Source organism: Fretibacterium sp., from assembly GCF_057312375.1.
The window spans coordinates 1-18,151 of sequence record NZ_DBHLDX010000011.1; the positions used below are offsets into that span (position 1 = coordinate 1).

Genomic DNA, 18,151 nt, shown 5'->3' on the forward strand with positions numbered 1-18,151 from the left:
TCACGCGGCGGGACGAGTCCCTGTACCGCTCCCTGTTCCTGATGCTCCTGCGGGGGGCGGGCATCACGGCCCACGGGGAGGTCCCGACCAATCGAGGGCGAAGCGATGTCCTGGTCCTCTTTCCCCACCGCGTCGTCGTGCTGGAGTTCAAGCTGGCCCGGAGCGCGGGAGAGATCGACGGACTGCGTGCCGAAGGGCAGCGGCAGATCGAGGAGAAGGGCTACGCAAAGCCCTACGATGGAGAGGGCCGCGCCGTCACCTCCGCGGTCGTCGTCATCGACCTCCAAAAGCACGAGGCGGCGCTGTAGCGCCGCCTCGCTAAAGGAATGGGGTGCAGCCGAAGTCCGCGCCCCACTCGTCCCCTCCCTAATACTCCTCCCGGCTCCTGCGAAGCCCCGTTCTCACGCCTCCGCGCCGGCTGCGGACCTCGCCGCGGAGGCTGCGCCGCCCGCGACTGGGAGCCTCGTCCTCCGGGAAGAGCCCCCAGCGCGCCAGCCCCGCCCGTCCCTGCTCCAGGCGAGACATGGCCAGCGGCTGAAGCTCCACCAGGATGTGATCGTCCTTCAGGCGGATGGCGCCCACCTCGCAGCGCTCCACCTTCAGCGCCGTACAGAGCGCGTTCAGGATTCGCCCCACGTCCGTCACCGGCCCGCGGCTGCTGCGCATCCGTGTCATGACGCCGCGCTGCCTGCGGCCCGGCGCCGCACTCTCCCGCGTCCGAACCGCCGAGCGTCCTCCCCGACGGCGCTCCCGCTCTCGATCCAGCTCCGCGCTGAGGCTGTACCCCTTGGCCGTGCGGGAGGAGAGGAAGGCCAGGAGCTTCGCGGTCAGCACCCTCGGCTCCGCGCGCGACAGGAGGTCCTCCGCCCAGCTCAGGCACTCCTCGTAGTCCCCGTCGAGGGGCGCGGAGAGCAGCTCGCGCTCCATCACCTCGCGCTGCGTCGCGTGGATGCGGTCCAGGTCCGGGATGTCCTCCCACTCCACCTTCATCCGGGTGGAGCGCAGCATGTCACGGAAGCGCCCCGCCTCGGGCGGCGAGAGCAGGATCAGGTTCGTGCCCTCGTTGCCCGCCCTTCCCGTGCGGCCGCTGCGGTGGACGAAGGTTTCCTGGTCGTCCGGCAGTCCAAGCTGGATGACGTGCGTCACGCCCTCCACGTCCAGCCCCCGCGCAGCCACGTTGGTCGCCACCAGACAGGGGATGGAGCCGGACTTGAAGGAGGCGAGCACCGCCATGCGCTCGTTCTGCGTCATGTCGCCCTGAAGGGCCGCCGCGGTGAAGCCCTCGTCCTGCAGCTTCTGGGCGATTTCGATGGACTCCATCTTCGTGTGGCAGAACACGAGGCAGCGCCTTGGGTGCTCCCACAGCAGGATGTTCACCAGCCCCTCGAAACGGCGGCGGGAGGGGATCATGTAGACCCGATGCAGGATGTCCGCGTGCTGCGCCCCCTCCTCCACGAGGGAGAGGATCAAGGGGGCCTTCAGGTAGCGGTCCGCCAGCTCCCGCATCTCGTCCGGCATCGTGGCGGAGAAGAGCCACGTCCGGCGCTCCTCCGGCATGGCCCCCAGGATGGCCTCCAGCTCGTCGCGGAAGCCCATGTCCAGCATCAGGTCCCCCTCGTCCAGGACCACGTGCTGGATGCCCTCCGTCAGCAGGGTTCCGCGTTCGATGTGGTCCCGCACCCGACCGGGGGTCCCCACGACGACGGCCGCGCCCCCGCGCAGGGCGCGCAGCTGGGGCCCCATCTCCATGCCGCCCACCAGCGCCACGACGCCCAACCTCAGGTGGCGCGTCAGCCACTCCGCCTCCTTGGCCGTCTGCTGCGCCAGCTCGCGGGTCGGGGACAGCACCAGAATTCGGGGCTGCCTCTCCCCCACCGAAACCTCCTGGAGCAGGGGCAGGAGAAAGGCCAGCGTCTTGCCGCTGCCCGTCCGCGCCCGGACGATCAGATCCCGTCCCTGCCACTCCGCGCCCAGCACGCGCCGCTGCACGGGCGTCGGGTGCTCGAAGCCCTTCTCCTCCAGCGCGCGCAGGAGCTCGTCCCGAAGGCCGTAGACGTCAAACCCCTCGTCGACGGGCTCCCGCCCGTAGCTCTCAAGCTCGCGGTACTCGTCTCTCGATATCTCGCTCAGGTCCAGGTTTGAGGGCGCGCCGAAGGGCGTCCCCCCCTCCCCGGCCTCGTTCTCGCCCTTCACTTCACTTACTCCACTCACTTCATTCACTTCACTCGTTTTACTCACTTCGTTCATTCCCTGCACTTCGTTCATTGAAACCTGCATACCCCCATAGGCAAAAAAGGGGAAGGCCGCGTCGGGCCTTCCCCGCATTAAGATCCCTCGCGTCTGATTATGAGCCAGACGAAGGATAATGTCAATGACGCGATCGCGTCCTGTGCCGTCCTACCGGCCGGCCTTCCTGCCCCACAACCCGATCTTCGAACGGCGGGCCTCCTCCTCCATTCGGGCGAAGAGCTCCCTGTAGCGGGTGTTCGGCTTGATGGACAGCACCCGCGCATAGCCTCCCGTCAGGAGCCGCGCGTTGAACATGCCCCGCCGCACCGACGCCTCGTCCGCGCTTTCGGGCGGGGACGTCAGCCACACGTAGGCCAGGTGGCGTCCGTAGCGGTCCGTCGGCTCGGCGTCGTACTCCAGCCAGACGCGCCGTCCCGTCAGCTCCCGCTTCGTGAAGTCGCTGGCCGCCTTTCCATAGTACTGCACCGGCGTGTTGGGCTTTACGGTTTCCGGGGTGTCCACCCCGATGAGCCGCACCTTCCGGTTCGAGCCCTCCACGCTCACGACGATCGTATCCCCATCCACGACGCGCACCACCGGAGCGGAGAGGACGTCCTCCGTCCGCCCCTGCCAGTGTTCAAGCCCCAGCCATCCGGCCAGAAGGGCCAGAAAGGCTAGGACGAGGCGCTTCAGCATCCGCTCCATGACGCGGTTCGCTCCCCTCCGAAGGCGGCGGGGACCGCTCCAAAACGAAGCGCTTCGCCGTCGTCCAGCCATCGCTCAGCGCGTCGTGGACAGCAGACCGGCGGCGTCAAGCTCCGGCAGGAAGTCCCGCAGGGCATGGCGGACGTGCCCCCCGCGCCCCCGAACGGGTTCCGCCCACAGGAGCGCGCTCAGGATGGCCTCCTCCGCAGCCTCGGCAGCGGCCTGAAACAGGGGGTCAATGCAGTTCTCGTGAAGGGAGGGAACGCGGAGGACGGGGTCCTCCGACACCTCGTGGGGGATGCGGAAGGCGTTCGAAAAGGCCACGGCAACGTCGCCGCTGCCGTCCCCCACGAAGGAGCCCGTCCGGCCTACGCCCACGAAGCACCGGCGCGCCATCCGCGTCAACTGCCGCGCCGTGAGGGGCGCGTCCGTGCCCAGCACCAGGATGATGGAGCCGGACTCCCGCTCCTCCTCGGTCCGGCGTGCCTCCAGGAGGGCCGAAAGTGCCGCCCCGACAGGACGCCCCGCCAGAACGAGGTTCGTCATGACGCCGAAGTTCGCATTGACCAGGACGCCGACGGTGTACGTTTCCTTCCCTGCCGCCGCCAGCCGCGAGGCGCTGCCGATGCCGCCCTTCAGCCCAAAGCAGGTCATTCCCCGCCCCGCGCCCACCGCGCCCTGCTGAAAGTCCTCCGCGGCCGCCGCCAGCGCCGCGTCCAACTGGGGACGGCCCAGGCGCACGGCCCGTGCGTCGTTCAGGTAGCTGTCGTTGCACTCGCACACCACGGGGTTCACGCTGCCCGCCGTCGTGCAGATCTCAGGGTGCTCGTCCATGGAGCGGCGGAACAGCGCCTCGTACAGCGCCCCGGCGCTCGAGACCCCCGTCAGGACGACGGGCGTCTCAATGGTCCCCTTCTCCTGAATCTGCAGGAGCCCCATGCTCTTGCCGAAGCCGTTGAACACGGCACACCCCGCTGGGACCTTTTGGCGAAACAGGCTTCCGGGCGCCGGAATCACGGCCGTGACGCCCGTCTGGACGCCACCGTCGTCCACCGTGGCGTGGCCGACGCGCACGCCCGGCACGTCCGTCAGGGCGTTCCTCGGCCCCCTGGACAGCGCGCCAACGCCCAGCCCCAGCTCCTCCACGAGAGAGGCCATGAGCCTACCCCTTCAGGGGGATGTCCCGGCGCACCCTCAGCCGCACGCAGGCCGCCCGGCGCGTTCCATCCCGTGCCGTCAGCAGGACGGCGAGGTCCGTAAGGCAGGGGTCTGCGTCCTCCATCCACGCGCCGCCGCCGAAGGTCAGCTTGAAGGAAGCGCCGTCCGGCGCAACCTCCAGCGCGGACCCGACGGACCACTTCTCCTGCGGCAGGTAGTGCGGCCCAGCGAGGCATCGCTCCGGGTCCAGGGCAGCGGGGGTCAGTCCCTGCGCGTCCCAGCGCACGGAGAAGCGGGCGCCCGCCTGCGACGCATCCAGCTCCCCGTCGGGCGTCCCCACCAGGACCTTCAGGTCGCTGAAGAGCGCGTGCATCCCCTCCCGAACCGTCACGCCCCAGGCGCGGACCAGTCCCTCCATCATGGCCCTGGCGACGTTGGGGTCCGAGTGCATGTGCATCTCGATCTGGGCGTCCATCATGCGGAGCTCGTCCTCCATGTGATCCTCCATCAGGCAGACCCTGGAGCGCACGGCCTCCTCCGTGGCCCCGCCCAGGAGCTCCGCAGCCGCCTGAACCGCCGTGGTCCGGAACCAGGCGCTGTCCTCCCGCCAGTCCAGGTCGGTTGCGGGCACGGAGAAGTGCGTCGCGAGGGCCTCCTTCGCCCCCGCCGCATAGCCGTACCCCTCCGGTACCTCGGCGATGCCAAGGTACCAGGGCATGTAGGGGGAGAGGCAGGGCCGGCCCAGAGCGCGGCGCGCAAGGATGCGCTCCGGAGCGTGGCGCACCTCCACGATGTTGCTCTCAAGGGTCGTGACGGCACAGATCGGGCGGGTGCTCATGAAGTGGTGGGAGCCCCCCTCCGAGATGTCGGACGCCGTGCCCTCGAAGTGCGTCCGCAGGATCTTCTTCAGCGTGCCGATCCCCACCGGGCGCGCCGGCTTCACGGAGAAGGGAAGGTCCTCCGGCCGGTCGAGGAGGCCGCTCAGGTCGCGCTCCAGCAGTATCTCAAGCCCTCGCACGTGCCGGTGCATGTTGTAGATCGCCCCCCGCGACGCCGGGGCCTGACAGGCCCTGGCGAAGTTGAAGGGACCGTCCGCGGGGCTGTACCACCCGCGCTTCGTCGCGTAGCCCACGAGGGCCTGAAGCCCCGGCGTGTCCGGGTCCGGCTCGTGGATCGTGTAGTGGTTCGGGATGATGAAGACCTCGTCGTCCGGCACCCGCTTGACGGCGAAGTGCTTGCCCTTCATCACCTGCACCACCCAGCACTCCTCGCTGTCCGCGAAGTGGTAGGACCGCCCGCTGTCCGCATAGCCGTAGCGCTGAATGAGGTCCGCGGCGATCTCCACGGCGTGAGCGGCGCTCCTGGCTCCCTCGGCCACGAGGCGGCGCAGGCCGTAGCCGATGCCGCCGTCCATCAGGTCCGGGGCATCCTCGCGGGAGTCCGAGCAGTTGTCGCTGCAAACGACGACGCCGTTCCGGTTGATGAACAGGTCGCAGTAGGACTCGCCCCCACCCTTTCCTCCCCGGCGCGCCTCGGACCACAGGAGGCCCGCACTCGCCTCCGGCAGGGGCAGTTCCGCGCAGCACGGCTCAAAGCGGACGGTCTCCGGGACGGTCCGGATGACGGGGTCCGTCATGTGGGTCAGCATCACGTAGCGTCCGCGGCTGTCCTCGTTGTGCCCCACCAGGACCACGCCGTTCTCGGAGGCCCTGCGCCCCACCAAAACCGTCATACAGGCGTGCGCGGGCCGCCTCCAAAGGAGCACCAGCGCAAGCGCGCCGAAAACCGCCGCTGTCGTCACCAGAAACATCCAAACGGACCTCCTCGGCGGAGGCGCCCAACCTCGCGGGCTGCCTCCAAAGATAGATATGGTAAGTTGTTTATTATCGCACTAAACCGTAAAAACGGACAGGCCTCGTTCAGGCCGACGGGCAAAACGTGCCGCCATGAGAGAGTGCCGGGACCGGATCGGGGCGCTCGGCCTTCACGAGGGCAGAGATGGAGCGAAGCCGCAGCGTCATGGCCTGGCGGGACACCCGATAGCGCCGGGCGAGAGCCTCCGGGCCGGCTCCAGCCTCGGCGGCGACCATCGCAAGGGGCATCAGGAGCTCCGCCGCGAAGAGGTCGGCCTGGCGCTCCTGCCGTTCGTCCGACAGGGAGGGCCGCTCCAGGGCGGAGCGGTGCCCCAGGAGGGCGTGTCCCAGCTCGTGGGCGATGGAGAAGCGCGCCCGGACGAGGGGGATCGCGGTGTTGACCATCAGGATCCGCCGTCCTCGCACCTCCGCCAAAAGCGCCCCGAAGGCGTCGCAGGGCTGAGCGTAAACCTCGATGTCCAAGTGGTCGCAGATGACGCTCAAGCTCACCGGCGGCGCGGACATCCGAGGCATCGTCGATCGCAGGAGGGAGGCCGCAGCCTCCCGCGCAGGGCCCAGGAGCCCGTCCCAAAACATTGCCCTCAAAACCCCTCCCGGACGCGGCGCGTCTTGATGGCGTCCACGGCGTAGCCCAGGGCCAGCCTCAGGCTCGAGGCCAGAAACTTCCAGTCCTCCTCCGTGAAGGAGTCCTGGTCCTTCACGAAGCTGCGAAGGTACAGGGCCAGCTGCGGGTCGTTCTCGAGCGTTCGGGTCACGAAGGTGCGGGCGTCCTCGCCCAGCGCCGACAGCTCCGTCTTGTCGTCGCACTTCAGACCCAGGAGCTCCCGCACGTCGCAGGAGAGCGCCGAGGCGATGGGCAGCAGCATGTCCGAGCTGAGCCCCTTGACGCTCGACTCGATGCGGCTGATGTTCGCCTGCGTCACTCCAAGCTTCCTGGCCAGCTCCTCCTGGTTCATGCCCAGCGCCCGGCGGCGCGCCTTGATGTTGGCACCGATCGAAGCCATCCTAAAATCCCCCTCCTCAAAAGTCAGCAGCATCCAGCACCGCATTTTCTCAGAAAGTATCTCAGGAGCGTTCACCGTCTTACCTGTATATAATAACATGAAGGCAACAAGATAATTGCTTATGCAGTTAGCGTTGATGCCGATCAACGGGCAGACCTCTTTTAACGTGGAAACGCCTGCCGAACCTGCACCGAAACGGACCTGTTCACCCTTGAAGGGCCGCCCGGCGGCCTTGACACTCTCGCCTGATGTTTTTCACGGATGGCATTTAGGACGTTTCGTCCTATTATTAAACGGTTAAGCAACGAAACGCCGCGTTCATGGCGCGGTACGAACCATTATTATTTCACGAAGGGGAGTGCGTTTCAATGGAAGACGGAGCACGCGCAAGGCCCGGTCGGAAGGCTGCGAGGGGAGGAGGGCACGGCGCCGTCAAATTTCTCCTTGGCCTCGTCGCCCTGCTCGCCGTCATCGGAGGCATCCTGTCCTTCGTCGACATCGGGGGCGACCTGATCCTCGGCATCGCAAAGGAACAGTTGAAGAAGCAGGCCCAGCTGGAGCTGACGGCCGAGGGCGTCAGCGGAAACCCCTTGAAGGGCTATCGAATCTCGGACTTCTCCGTTGCCACCGAAAGTGGGGACCGCCTTCTCTCCGCGCGATCCCTCTCCGCCAGCCTGAACTTCTCGGCGCTTTTGAGGGGGTCTCTGCGGCTGGCGAACCTGTCGGTCGGCGGGGTGGACATGGACCTCGATCAGTTTATCGATGAGGTTCAGAAGCTGAAGCTTCCCGAAGGCGGGAACGGCGGCGGCGAGCTTCCCCTGGACCGCATCAGCCTGACGGACAGCCGCTTCACGTCGAAGTGGGGCGTCGTCCAGGTGAAGGAGGTCGGGGCGAACGTCCGTGGCAGGAACCTGGACGTCGATGCGGACGGCACGGTTAACGGCGTCCCGGTGCGGGGGGATGCGAACCTGGACGTGTCCGGCGGCACGACGATCGGCATCAACCGCTCCGACGTGAGCTTCGGCCAGGGAAAGATCAGCGTGACCGGCGGCATCCATCCCCTCTCGGAGCAGAACACGGTCACGACACTCGACCTACAGGGCGCCGTACAGGGACTGGACCTTCAAGAACTCATGGCGATCCTGCCCGCGCTGGACTCGAACGATTACAGCGGAACGGCGAACCTCAGCGTCGAGGCCAGCGGCACGACGGCGGCGCTCAAGATCACGAGCACCGTGAACTATCGAGGCACCCGGCTGGGAGGCTACCCCGTGGAGCGGGTGGCGGCCAACGTGGACTACAGCGGAGGACACATCTCCATCAGCAACATCGACGCCTCGGCCCTGAACGTCCCCATCACGGGGACCGCGGCCGTCAACGTCGAGGAGGGGAAGGCACCCTCCGTCACGATCAAGCTGGAGGGGACGGACGCCGCGCTGGAGGGGCTGGAGAAGACCTTCCCAACCCTCGCGGGGCTGGGCGGGCGCGTTTCCTCCTTCAGCGCTAACATCCAGGGCCCCGTGAAGGCCCTGAGCGGCGCCGTGAACCTGACGGCCCCCAAGGTGAGCTGGCAGGGCCGGACGGCAACGGACGTCAGGGCTCAGTTGAAGCTCGCCAACAGCGACAGTGCCACCCTGGACGGCAAGTTCAACTTCGAGGGAGCGAAGGGCTTCCTGAACGGCAAGGTCGCCTCGCTCCTGACCGGCCCCAAGATGGACCTCAAGGCCACGCTTCAGGGGCTGGACCTGCCCCGCGTCGCCTCACTGATCCCCAGCGCGTCACAGTACGACCTGGCAGGGCAGGTTACGACGCGGCTCGCCATCCGAGGCGGTACCTCCAACCCCTCCATCAGCGGCACGATCGAGAGCCCTGCGGTTTCCGCGAAGCTTTCTGGCCAGCAGTACGCACTGGACAAGCCTTCCGTGAGCTTCGCCTACGCCAGTGGAACGCTCTCCATCCAGAAGAGCAGCGGCACGCTGAACGGGATGCCCGTAACCCTATCGGGCAAGCTGGGCCCCCTGACCGCCGCCAAGCCCTCCATCGACATGAGCGCGACGCTCACCATCGCGCCAGCGGCATTGGAAGTCCTGGCGCCCCAGGTGCGCGACTACTCCCTGAAGGGGAACGTGAGCGCCGGAATCAAGCTGACGGGGCGCCTGCCGGCTCCCCACGTGGACCTGGTGGCCTCCAGCGCCAACCTCTCCGTCATGAACCTCCTGACGGTTCGCGGCCTGGAGCTCTCCACGGCCCTCGACGGCGGAATTGCGGCGTTGAACCGGCTGGAGCTGAGCGCCCGCGCGGCCAGTGTGGAGGCGTCGGGAACGACCCTAACGGACGTGGCGGCGAAGGTGAGCAAGGCCGGGGACGCCATCAGCCTGGCCGGCTTCAGCGCCCGAAGCGGCGGCGGATCCATCACGGGCAGCGGAACGGCAGGCTCCTCGCCCGACTCCAAGCTGAACCTGACCTTCAACCTGGACCGACTGGACCTGAAGCCCCTGGCTCAGGCATCGGGGCTGGACCTGAAGGGCGTCCTGACGGGCAACGTCGGCATCGGGGGAACGGTGGGAGCGCCGACCTTCAGCTTCAACGGCAGCGCCCCCTCCGTCACGGCCCAGGGGCTCACCCTGACGAACCTGACGGCCGACGCCTCGGGAACACAGAAGGAGCTTCGCATCAACACCTTCAAGGCTGAGGTGGGCGGCGCGCCCCTCAGCGCCTCCGGCACGGTACAGTTCGCCCCCTTGTCCGCCAACCTCTCCATCCAGGGCACGGCCCTGGACCTGGCTGCCCTGACGAAGGACTACCCGGACGTCGCGGGGCAGATCAACGGCAAGGCGGACCTGGCCTTCAACGTGACGGGCGGTTCGGGCGGACTCTCCGGCAAGGGGGCCCTCACCTCTCCGGCCCTGAAGGCCTTCGGCCTGAACCTGACGGAGGTCAACCTGCCCCTATCTTACAACGGCTCCACCTTCGCCTCGTCGGGAGGCACGGCGAGGCTCTACGGCGGCAGCGCCAGGAACAGTCTGACCTTCGATACGGGGTCCTTGAAGTTCAGCGACGAGCTCTCCGCCGACGGACTGGACGTGAACGCGCTGCTCCAGGACGTGACGGGCGGCCTGGGCGGCAGGGTTACGGGCAGAGGCCAACTCAGCCTGAAGCTCAACGGCAGCGCGGCGAAGGGCCTGAGCTACGCCGGAACGGGTCAGTTCACCATGGGCGAGGGGGCCGTCACGGGCTTCAGCGGGCTGGACGTCGTGACGCGCCTCTACGGTACGCAGGGCGTCCGCTACGTCAGCGTCAAGGCGCCCTTCACCGTCAAGACGGGCAAGCTGATCCTTCACGCCGGCGCAGAGGCGACGGCCCCGAAGGGCGACCCGCTGTACCGCTACGCTAAGATCGCCTCCGACGGCGTGATCAACTTCGACAAGACGCTCAACGTTCCCATTGAGCTCATGGTGAACTACCAGCTCGTCAACGCGCTGACGGGCGGTGGCACAGGCGCCCTTGGCGGCCTGCTGGAGGGCGGCGCAAACGTTGCCGACACCCTGAAACAGGCGCTCGGAGGGGGCCTCGAGGGGGCGCAGAAGGGCGGCGCACGGGCGGACTTCCGCACCGTCACCCTGACGCTGAAGGGCAAGGCAGATGCGCCCTCCGTGAAGGACCTCAAGATCGGCCCCTCCACGCTGAAGGACGAGTCGCAGGGCGCGGCGGTCACGACGAGCGCGGATCAGGGCACGCCAGCGGTTCAGGTTCAGCCCGGCGGAGGGACGGCCGCGCCTCAGCCCGAGGCACCGGAGAGCAAGGACGCCGTGGACCGGATAACGGATCGGGTCCTGGACGCCATCATCCCATCGGGGAACGAGGGCCAGGGACAGCAGCCTGCCTCGCAGGACGACGAGGCTCAAAAGAGCCAGGGCGACCAGATCAAGGACCAGTTGAAAGAGGAGCTGGGCAAAGAGCTGAAGAAGGGACTGGAGGGGTTGTTCAACTGAGGCTCCAAACGGTTTAAGGCGCACGAAAACACAGGGAGAACTCCCGGATAAAACAAAGGGAGGGGTGGGCGACCCTGCCCCTCCTGACTTAATGAGAGCGAGGAATGGGTTGACGCATGAAGGACGGCATCAGACAAAGGCTGGACGACCTGGAGGAGTTGCTGCACGAGGAGTACATCACCGGGGAGGAGTACGCGACGGCACGGGAAAACCTTCTGCTGGACATGGGGTTCGACATCGTTCCGCGCCTTGAGGGCCCGGCGCGCCGGGAGCCACAGTCTGCGATGCAGGCCCGGAAGCGTCAGGGCGCGGGGTGTGGCTGTACCCTGGCGCTACTGCTCCTCCTGGTTGTCGCGGCAGGCGGGGCCCTCCTGGCCCTGCCGGAGGAAACGCTGCGGCAGTTTCCATGGACGGAGAAGCTGATGGGCATGGAAGCCTTCCAGCAGGTCAGGCAGTCCCTGGAGCACTTCATCGACGACCTGCGGGGCAATCCCTCCCTGGGGCCCAGCCTTGAGCCCAGCTTCGACGCAGCGGGACCGCAGTTACATTCCCCCGCGCTGGACGCCACAGCACCCGCCTCGGTAGACGAACAGATCGTGGAGGCGGCCAGCGGGGATGAGAACGGCGACGAGGCCTCGACGGACGAGCTGGAACAGGATGCGGACACCCCGCCGGACGAGGACCTGACGGATATCCTCCCCTGAAGCAAAACCCAAACCGGAACAGAGGGGCTGGCCCGAAGGGGTGTTGAGGCCTTCTTGGGCGTTTTTTCTTGCCTTTTGCGGCGGAGTGTGCTATGTTCGGGACGGTGAAAGAGGTGAGCGGAGGCATGGCGAAGGATGGAGCCGAGGTGCGGGCGCACCCTGTGAACCCGCTGAACGACGTCCTTTTTAAGTACCTGTTTGCCGCGAAGGAGAACCGGGCGAACCTTCTCCGCCTACTGAACGACGTTCTGGGGCCGGAGCGGAAGGTGTCGGGCGTGGAGTGTCTGGACCGGGAGAGCGACCCGCCGCGGTTCGGCGGGCACACGTCCTTCCTGGACGTTCTGGCCCGCTCCAGGGACGGGCGGGTCTTCCACGTTGAGGTTCAGCTTGCGAACGAGGAGAATTTTTTTGAGCGGGTGACGTATTACGCGGCGTGCAGCCTGAGCGACCAGCTGTCGCGTGGGGAGGGGTACGATTGTCTGCGGCCTGTGGTGTTCGTGTCGATTCTGAAGCACGGTCTTTTCAAGGAGCGTTCGCTGAAGTGGCGCTCCGTGCACCGCATTCTGGACGTGGAGGATCACCGCTGCCGCAACGACCTTCTGGAGTTTCAATTTTTTGAGCTGGGGAAGCTGCGTCGTCTGTACGAGTCCGGTGGTCTGGAGCGAGGGGCGGAGACGGGATTGGAGCGTCTGTTGCGGTACCTTGGACGAATAGGAGGGGAAGCGGAGATGGAACGGCTGGCGGAGCAGGACGCGGGGATTGAGCGGCTGAGGCGTGGAGAGCGGTTATTTTTCCGCACGCCAGGGAACCTTGCGCTGTACCGAATGTACGAGCGCGAGGAGACGGACTACCACAACACGTTCAGGCTGGCAGAGCGTAAGGCGGAAGCGAAGGGCATGACGAGGGGCCGGGCAAAGGGCCTGGCTGAGGGTGAAGCCAGAGGTAAGGCTGAAGGCATTGCCTCCACGGCGCGGCGGATGTTGGTGAGGGGCGTCCCGCTGGAGCAGGTCGTTGACTTCACCGGCCTTTCCCCTGACGAGGTTGAGGCACTGCGGAGCGGGCAACCGTGAGGCTGCCGGCGAAGGCCAAAGGACAGGCGCTCCCCTCGTGGGGGGCGCCTGCGTTTTTTCGCCCCCTAATGAAGCCCCTAAGCGACCGGCACAACTCACTGCGCTACGTTGGCCGTCTGCGTATGCAGGGGGCTGTCACGGATTTCAAGGGAGGCAAAAAGAGAGCGGGAGGCAAAAGCCTCCCGCTCTCTTTTTAATTCAAGACCGTTCGTGATTCTCGTGACTAGAACGTAACCTGGGTACGGAAGCGAATGACGTGGTCATCATTAATGTTGTCGCTGTCCCAGTCGATCTTCACGAAGTTAAGACCAAACTTCACGCTGGGGTTGTAGGTGTACTGAACGCCCAGGCCCCACTCCGTCAGGTCGTCCATATCGTCGAAGTTGTAGCCGTTGTAGAACAGGTGGGTGGCCCACTTGTCGTTCCAAGTCTGGCCCAGTGCCGCACGCCAGTACTTCAGGTCGTCAGGAAGCACTTCACCAAAGTATTTGCTGGTGAACAGCGCTCCATTGTCACCAAGGCCCGTCGGGACGATGAAGCCCTCGTCCATCTGGCCATACTCCAGCCACAGGCTGGTGAACTTCAGAGCCTCCTGCTTGACGTCCACGATCAACTTCCAGTGGTTCGTGCTGTCGAGGTCAGCCTCCTGCCAGACGTAGGTGCCTGCAGCGTTCTGCGCCCAGACATCGCCGTTCAGCTGCTGGTGGTAGAAGATGCCCTTCAGCGCGATGTCGTCGTTGAAGTTGAAGCGAAGGCCCGCATAGATCGTCCACAGGTTGTCGAAACTCCAACCGCTGTTGGTTGCGGTATCAACATACTCTGCGTTGTCACCAAGGAAGGCCTGAGCACCCAAGTCGAAGCCGAAGCGCTCCGTGAACTGAAGCTGAGCCGCCACAACAAGCTCCCACGCCCCAAACGCTTTCAGGTCCTTATCCCTGTGATCGAAGTATTCCTCGCTGGGGTGTGCCACGTAGGCGAAGAACTTGCCCATGCCCCACTGCTTCTGAATGCCAAGGCCATCCAGTGTCCGGTCCGTCAGGATGCTGTCGTAGGCCGCAAAGGTCCCCGTCGCCGGGAGGGCCGTCGCACCACCGATGTAGTACTCATCCTCAAGCTCCCAGTTGAAGCGACCTGCCGTGAAGGTCGTGTCGAAGAAGAACGGAATATCGACATAGAAACGGCTCCAGTTTTTGTTCCCCTCGTCCATACGGATCACGGCGTGCATGGGGTTCTCCTCGTCGCCGAACCACCGCTCGATCCACAGACGCCCACGCTGCAAGTAGACCTTGTTCTCCGACTCAGGAGCATCGCGATCGTCGTAGTTATTAACGTCAAGGCGCATCTGAGCGTGGATATGCCATCCGCCCAGGCGATCCTCAAGCAAGCTGACCCTCTCGTCCAGGTTCTCGACCTTGACGCCCAGAGCCTCCAACTCATCCTTGAACTCAACGACGAGCTTCTTCAGCATCTCCACGTCCTGCTTGCTGGCCTTCGTCATGTCGACGACCGCAAGGGCACGGGCCAGAGCGGAAGCCATCTCGTAACGGGTGGTGGGCTGCTTGCCCTTGTAGGTGCCGTCCGGATAGCCGGAAAGGATGCCGTGAGCGGCAAGCTGACCGATGGCGTCATAAGCCCAGTGGTTCATCGGAACGTCCATGAACGGGTTGGTGGCCGCGAACACGGGCGCCGCGAAAGCAAAAAGCACCGCAACTGCAATTGCTGCTGCAAACTTCTTCATGATCTTGTGAAACCCCCTTATTTGGTTGTCAAAATACCTTTTGACATGCACCGTCCTCGTCCCTGGGGCACTGCCCTGCGATTCGGGGGGTTCCGGGAGAAGTTGCCTTGTTCCCTTTTCCCATTCCCTTCCCCTGTCGAGAGAAACACCCTGCCGAACCAGCGCCTTGGCTTCCCGTCCCTTATGGCATCTTGGGGGTTCTGCACCTCCTCTCCTGCCGTCAGAATCGAAAAACTTCGCCTTGGCCGACGATGTCGCCGTCCTCACGTGTCCCCACCTGAAGATCAGCTTGGCTATATCTTACAGGATAAGGTGTTTTTGCGCATGGGTCTTAAGGTTTATTTTTCCTTAGGCTCAGGGTCCGCCGCCCTGCGGAGGCGCACCTCCGGCTCCGTCGGAAGGGCGAAGAGGGGGATGAATCGGTCCCACCCCGTCCAAGTCAGGACCAGCATGGAGCCGACGGCGATCCACGCGAAGTAGTTGTGCAGGATGATGCCGCCCAGCGAGACGGTGCCCACCGCCAGCGGATACACCGCCCAGGTGATCCCCGCAAAGAACGCCATGTAGGCGTGCCACGGGATGAGTTCCGCGCCCAGCACGGCCATCGCGTCCGCGAAGGTGGCGTTGCGCAGCGCCAGCCGATACATGGCCTTCGGGTCGCCCTCCACGTTCTGCTCCGTCAGGTTACGGATGATGGGGCTGAGGGTGACGATCTGCGCCATCTCGTCCGCCAGGGCCGCGTTGCCCAGGAGACACAGCGCCGCGTTGGCGAACATTAGCTGCCGCACCTTGGACACGCACCTCAGCACGGCGGCCGCGATGGGGTCAAAGGCGTTCATCTTGCGCATGACACCCCCAAAGGCCCCCACCCACAGCATCATGGCGATGGACCAGCCCCCCGCGTCGGAGAAGCCCGCGTAGACGCGCTCCCCAAAGGCGGAGAGGCTCGTCACCGTCCCCGCAGCGAAGCCGAAGATCAGGGAGCTCAGGATGCCCGTGCCCAGGCAGATCAGCGTGCTGGTGCCCCGCGCCGCCATGATGAGCACCAGCACCAGCGGGATCACCATGTAGTACGGCACACCGGCCTGCACCTGGTGCAGCAGCGTTACAGCCGCGGGGCGCTTCTCCTCGAGGGCGGCCCACACCGTGTCAGGAATCTGACGGATGGCCTCCTCCGCGCTGCCCGCCACGTCCGAGAGGCCCATGCTGACCGAGGCGAGGTAGAACGCAGCAACCCCAAGCGCCAGGCACAGCGCGGACCAAACGCCCTGATGGCGCACGCGGTCGATGACGGAAACGTTCTGCATCCCGGAGCTGACCACCGTCGTGTCGGAGATCAGGCCGATGTTGTCCCCAAAGCAGCTGCCGCCCACCGCCGCCGCGACCACCAGCACCGTGCTGCCGCCCACGATGTGGTTCAGCCAGAGGAAGATGGGCGCGCAGGCGGCGAAGGTGCCCCAGGACGTGCCCGTCGCCACGGAGAGGATCGCCGTCACGACCAGGCAGGCAGGCGCCACGAGTTTGGCCGTCATCCCCATGGAGAGCGCCATATTGATGATGGCGGCCGCCACTCCGGTGGACATGAAGCACTCCGCCACGGCGTAGGCCGCCTGGAGGATCAGGAACACGATCAGGAAGTGCCGCAGGTTGTCCAGCGCGGCGTCCTGGAGCTCACCGAAGCTGTAGTGCTCCGTCGCCATGGCGACGAGCACGGCGCAGACGAAGGCGACGGGCGCGGAGAGCAGGATGTCGATGCCGCCGATCATCATCCCCGCCAGGACGGCGATAGGGCTCAGTTTCAACAGTGCGATCATTAAAAGCTCACTCCTTAAATTTAAGTATAGATCAAGGCCGTGAGCGCTCGTTCTCAAGGTTCAACGCACACTCACGGCTCATATTTTTTGAAAGACGACGGCCGTTTCCGTTGCGGCACAAAATTTTTCAAGAATTATCGCACAGGACTCGGTGCAGTGCAAGCGCGGCGCAGCGTCAATACAGCCCCGCGGTTTCGCCGCCGTCGATGCGGACGTCCGCGCCCGTGATGTACCGGGCGTCGTCGGACGCCAGGAAGGCGTAGAGCGCGGCGATCTCCTCCGGCTCCGCATGACGCTTCATGGGGATGCCCTCGTTGACCTTCGCCAACATCTCGTCCGTGTACTCCGCGCGCTGCATGGGTGTCAGGACGTAGCCAGGGCAGACGCAGTTGACGCGCACGACGGGCGCCAGCTCAAGCGCCATCGTCTTGGTCAGGAGGATGACGCCGGCCTTCGAGGCGTTGTAGTCCGCGTACCAGCGGTGCCCCTCCGTGCCGTTGGTGGAGGCCGTCATCAGGATGACGCCGCCCCCCTGCTCCTTCATGCGACGCCCCGCCTCCCGCGCGCACAGGAACATGCCCCCCAGGTTGATGCCCATCGTGCGGTTCCACTGGCTGTAGGACACGTCCAGAACGCCGTTCCGCACGCTGATCCCGGCGTTGGAGATCAGGACGTCGATGCCGCCAAGTTCCCGGTCCATCTGTCGAAAGGCCGCGGCCACGTCCTCCTCCCTCGAAACGTCGGCGGGGGAGAAGCCGGCGAACTCCGGATGTGCTTTCCGCGTCTCCTCCAGGGCCTCCGCGTTGTAGTCCACGACAAAGACCCGCGCGTCCTCCTCCGCAAACCGACAGGCCGTCGCCAGCCCGATGCCGCTGGCAGCGCCCGTCACCATCACGCGCCGCCCCTTGAGCTCCTCATAACGCGCCATATCCTCCACCTCCGTGCCATTTTCCGTTGCATCAATAAAATCACATGAACCTTTGGCCCTCAACGACAATCGGGGCCGGGGCGCGCAACCCCGCCTCGGTCCCCGCTCCTGTCCTCGCCTCAAAGCGGCATGGGTACAGGCTTGTGTTTCCTGTAAACGTAATACTCCCTGAAGCCCGCATCCCGCAAAATTTCGCCGGCCACGTCGAAACACGCCCCAATCCGCTCCGGAAAGTGAGCGTCCGAGCCCAGGGTGATCAATTCGCCGCCCAACTCCCTGTACCTTCGGAACACGTCCCGCCCGGGGCTGGAGTCCCCCATGCCGATCACCAACGACTTCGTGTTCAGCTCAAGCGCCTTGCCCTTCCGGATGATCGTCCTCATGGTTTCGTCGAGGACGTCCGCATACGTCTCGTAGCGAAACCCCTCGTTTTTTCCGGGGATATCCCGAAGGACGTAATCCAAGTGTCCAACGGTGTCGTAACCGTTGATGGAAGTCAGGTTCTCCAGCTGCGTCTCAAGGTACTCCCGAATGGCCGCCTCCTTGGACCGCCCTTCGTAGAGCGAGGGGTCCTCCGTGTCTCGCCCGCTGAAGCAGTGGGTGGAGCCGATCACCATGTCGAAGGGATACCTGGCGTACTCCATGTCAATGCGTTCCGAGAGGTGCGGCATCAGGCCGTACTCGATGCCGATGAACACTTCAATGCGATCGCGGTAGGCCTCTTTGACCTCTTGGAGCTTCTTCAGGTAGCCCTCGACGTCTCCCGTCTCCGAGAGCAGGTAGACGTTGCCGTGCCAGCCGGGATAATCGTAGTCCTGATGGTCCGTAATGCAAATGTGTTTCAGCCCGCGCTTGATGGCGCGTTCGAGCTGTGCCTCCGGAGGCGTGTTGGAATCGCTTGAAAAGCAGGTGTGAACGTGAACGTCGGAATACAT

At 65.3% G+C, this 18,151-nt stretch carries 14 protein-coding genes; 4 read left to right on the forward strand and 10 right to left on the reverse strand.

The window, feature by feature from the left end:
* Positions 1-308 (forward strand): PD-(D/E)XK nuclease domain-containing protein (locus ACO41U_RS03165; protein ID WP_485941534.1); only part of this gene is annotated, 308 nt, incomplete at its 5' end.
* A gap of 58 nt (positions 309-366) precedes the next feature.
* Here ACO41U_RS03165 and ACO41U_RS03170 read toward each other — a convergent pair.
* The 6 genes from ACO41U_RS03170 to ACO41U_RS03195 all read right to left on the reverse strand — a co-directional run bounded on the left by ACO41U_RS03170 (position 367) and on the right by ACO41U_RS03195 (position 6,970).
* Complete coding sequence (locus ACO41U_RS03170) at positions 367-2,193, reverse strand: DEAD/DEAH box helicase (RefSeq protein WP_485941536.1); 1,827 nt, start codon at positions 2,191-2,193, stop codon at positions 367-369.
* Positions 2,194-2,397: 204 nt separating this feature from the next.
* The gene (locus tag ACO41U_RS03175; RefSeq protein ID WP_485941538.1) at positions 2,398-2,934 is read right to left on the reverse strand and encodes a thermonuclease family protein; all 537 of its coding nucleotides are present in this window, start codon (positions 2,932-2,934) and stop codon (positions 2,398-2,400) included.
* Positions 2,935-3,009: 75 nt separating this feature from the next.
* Complete coding sequence (locus tag ACO41U_RS03180; protein WP_485941540.1) at positions 3,010-4,092, reverse strand: P1 family peptidase; 1,083 nt, start codon at positions 4,090-4,092, stop codon at positions 3,010-3,012.
* A gap of 4 nt (positions 4,093-4,096) precedes the next feature.
* Positions 4,097-5,902: a C69 family dipeptidase gene (locus ACO41U_RS03185; protein WP_485941542.1), complete on the reverse strand. Its 1,806-nt coding sequence runs from the start codon at positions 5,900-5,902 to the stop codon at positions 4,097-4,099.
* A 109-nt stretch (positions 5,903-6,011) separates the two neighbouring features.
* Positions 6,012-6,542 carry an ImmA/IrrE family metallo-endopeptidase gene (locus ACO41U_RS03190; RefSeq protein WP_485941582.1) on the reverse strand — a complete coding sequence of 177 codons (531 nt, stop codon included), beginning with the start codon at positions 6,540-6,542 and terminating at the stop codon, positions 6,012-6,014.
* 5 nt (positions 6,543-6,547) lie between these two features.
* On the reverse strand, positions 6,548-6,970 hold the full coding sequence (locus ACO41U_RS03195) for a helix-turn-helix domain-containing protein (protein WP_298777741.1): 423 nt from the start codon (positions 6,968-6,970) through the stop codon (positions 6,548-6,550).
* Positions 6,971-7,338: 368 nt separating this feature from the next.
* Here ACO41U_RS03195 and ACO41U_RS03200 point away from each other — a divergent pair, with 368 nt between their 5' ends.
* From ACO41U_RS03200 to ACO41U_RS03210, 3 genes are all read left to right on the forward strand, one after another.
* Complete coding sequence (locus tag ACO41U_RS03200; protein ID WP_485941545.1) at positions 7,339-10,962, forward strand: hypothetical protein; 3,624 nt, start codon at positions 7,339-7,341, stop codon at positions 10,960-10,962.
* A 116-nt stretch (positions 10,963-11,078) separates the two neighbouring features.
* Complete coding sequence (locus tag ACO41U_RS03205; RefSeq protein WP_298777735.1) at positions 11,079-11,666, forward strand: hypothetical protein; 588 nt, start codon at positions 11,079-11,081, stop codon at positions 11,664-11,666.
* A 125-nt stretch (positions 11,667-11,791) separates the two neighbouring features.
* On the forward strand, positions 11,792-12,736 hold the full coding sequence (locus ACO41U_RS03210; RefSeq protein WP_485941547.1) for an Rpn family recombination-promoting nuclease/putative transposase: 945 nt from the start codon (positions 11,792-11,794) through the stop codon (positions 12,734-12,736).
* Positions 12,737-12,959: 223 nt separating this feature from the next.
* On the opposite strand, the gene ACO41U_RS03215 is transcribed toward ACO41U_RS03210, so the two are convergent.
* From ACO41U_RS03215 to ACO41U_RS03230, 4 genes are all read right to left on the reverse strand, one after another.
* Entirely contained in the window at positions 12,960-14,474 is a 1,515-nt protein-coding gene (locus tag ACO41U_RS03215; RefSeq protein WP_298777723.1) for an S-layer homology domain-containing protein, read from the reverse strand.
* Positions 14,475-14,812: 338 nt separating this feature from the next.
* A complete protein-coding gene (locus tag ACO41U_RS03220) occupies positions 14,813-16,288 on the reverse strand; it encodes a Na+/H+ antiporter NhaC family protein (protein ID WP_485941549.1) in 1,476 nt (491 codons plus the stop codon).
* A gap of 175 nt (positions 16,289-16,463) precedes the next feature.
* Positions 16,464-17,216, reverse strand: a complete 753-nt coding sequence (locus ACO41U_RS03225; RefSeq protein WP_485941551.1) for an SDR family NAD(P)-dependent oxidoreductase — start codon at positions 17,214-17,216, stop codon at positions 16,464-16,466.
* 119 nt (positions 17,217-17,335) lie between these two features.
* Entirely contained in the window at positions 17,336-18,151 is an 816-nt protein-coding gene (locus ACO41U_RS03230; RefSeq protein ID WP_485941553.1) for a histidinol-phosphatase HisJ family protein, read from the reverse strand.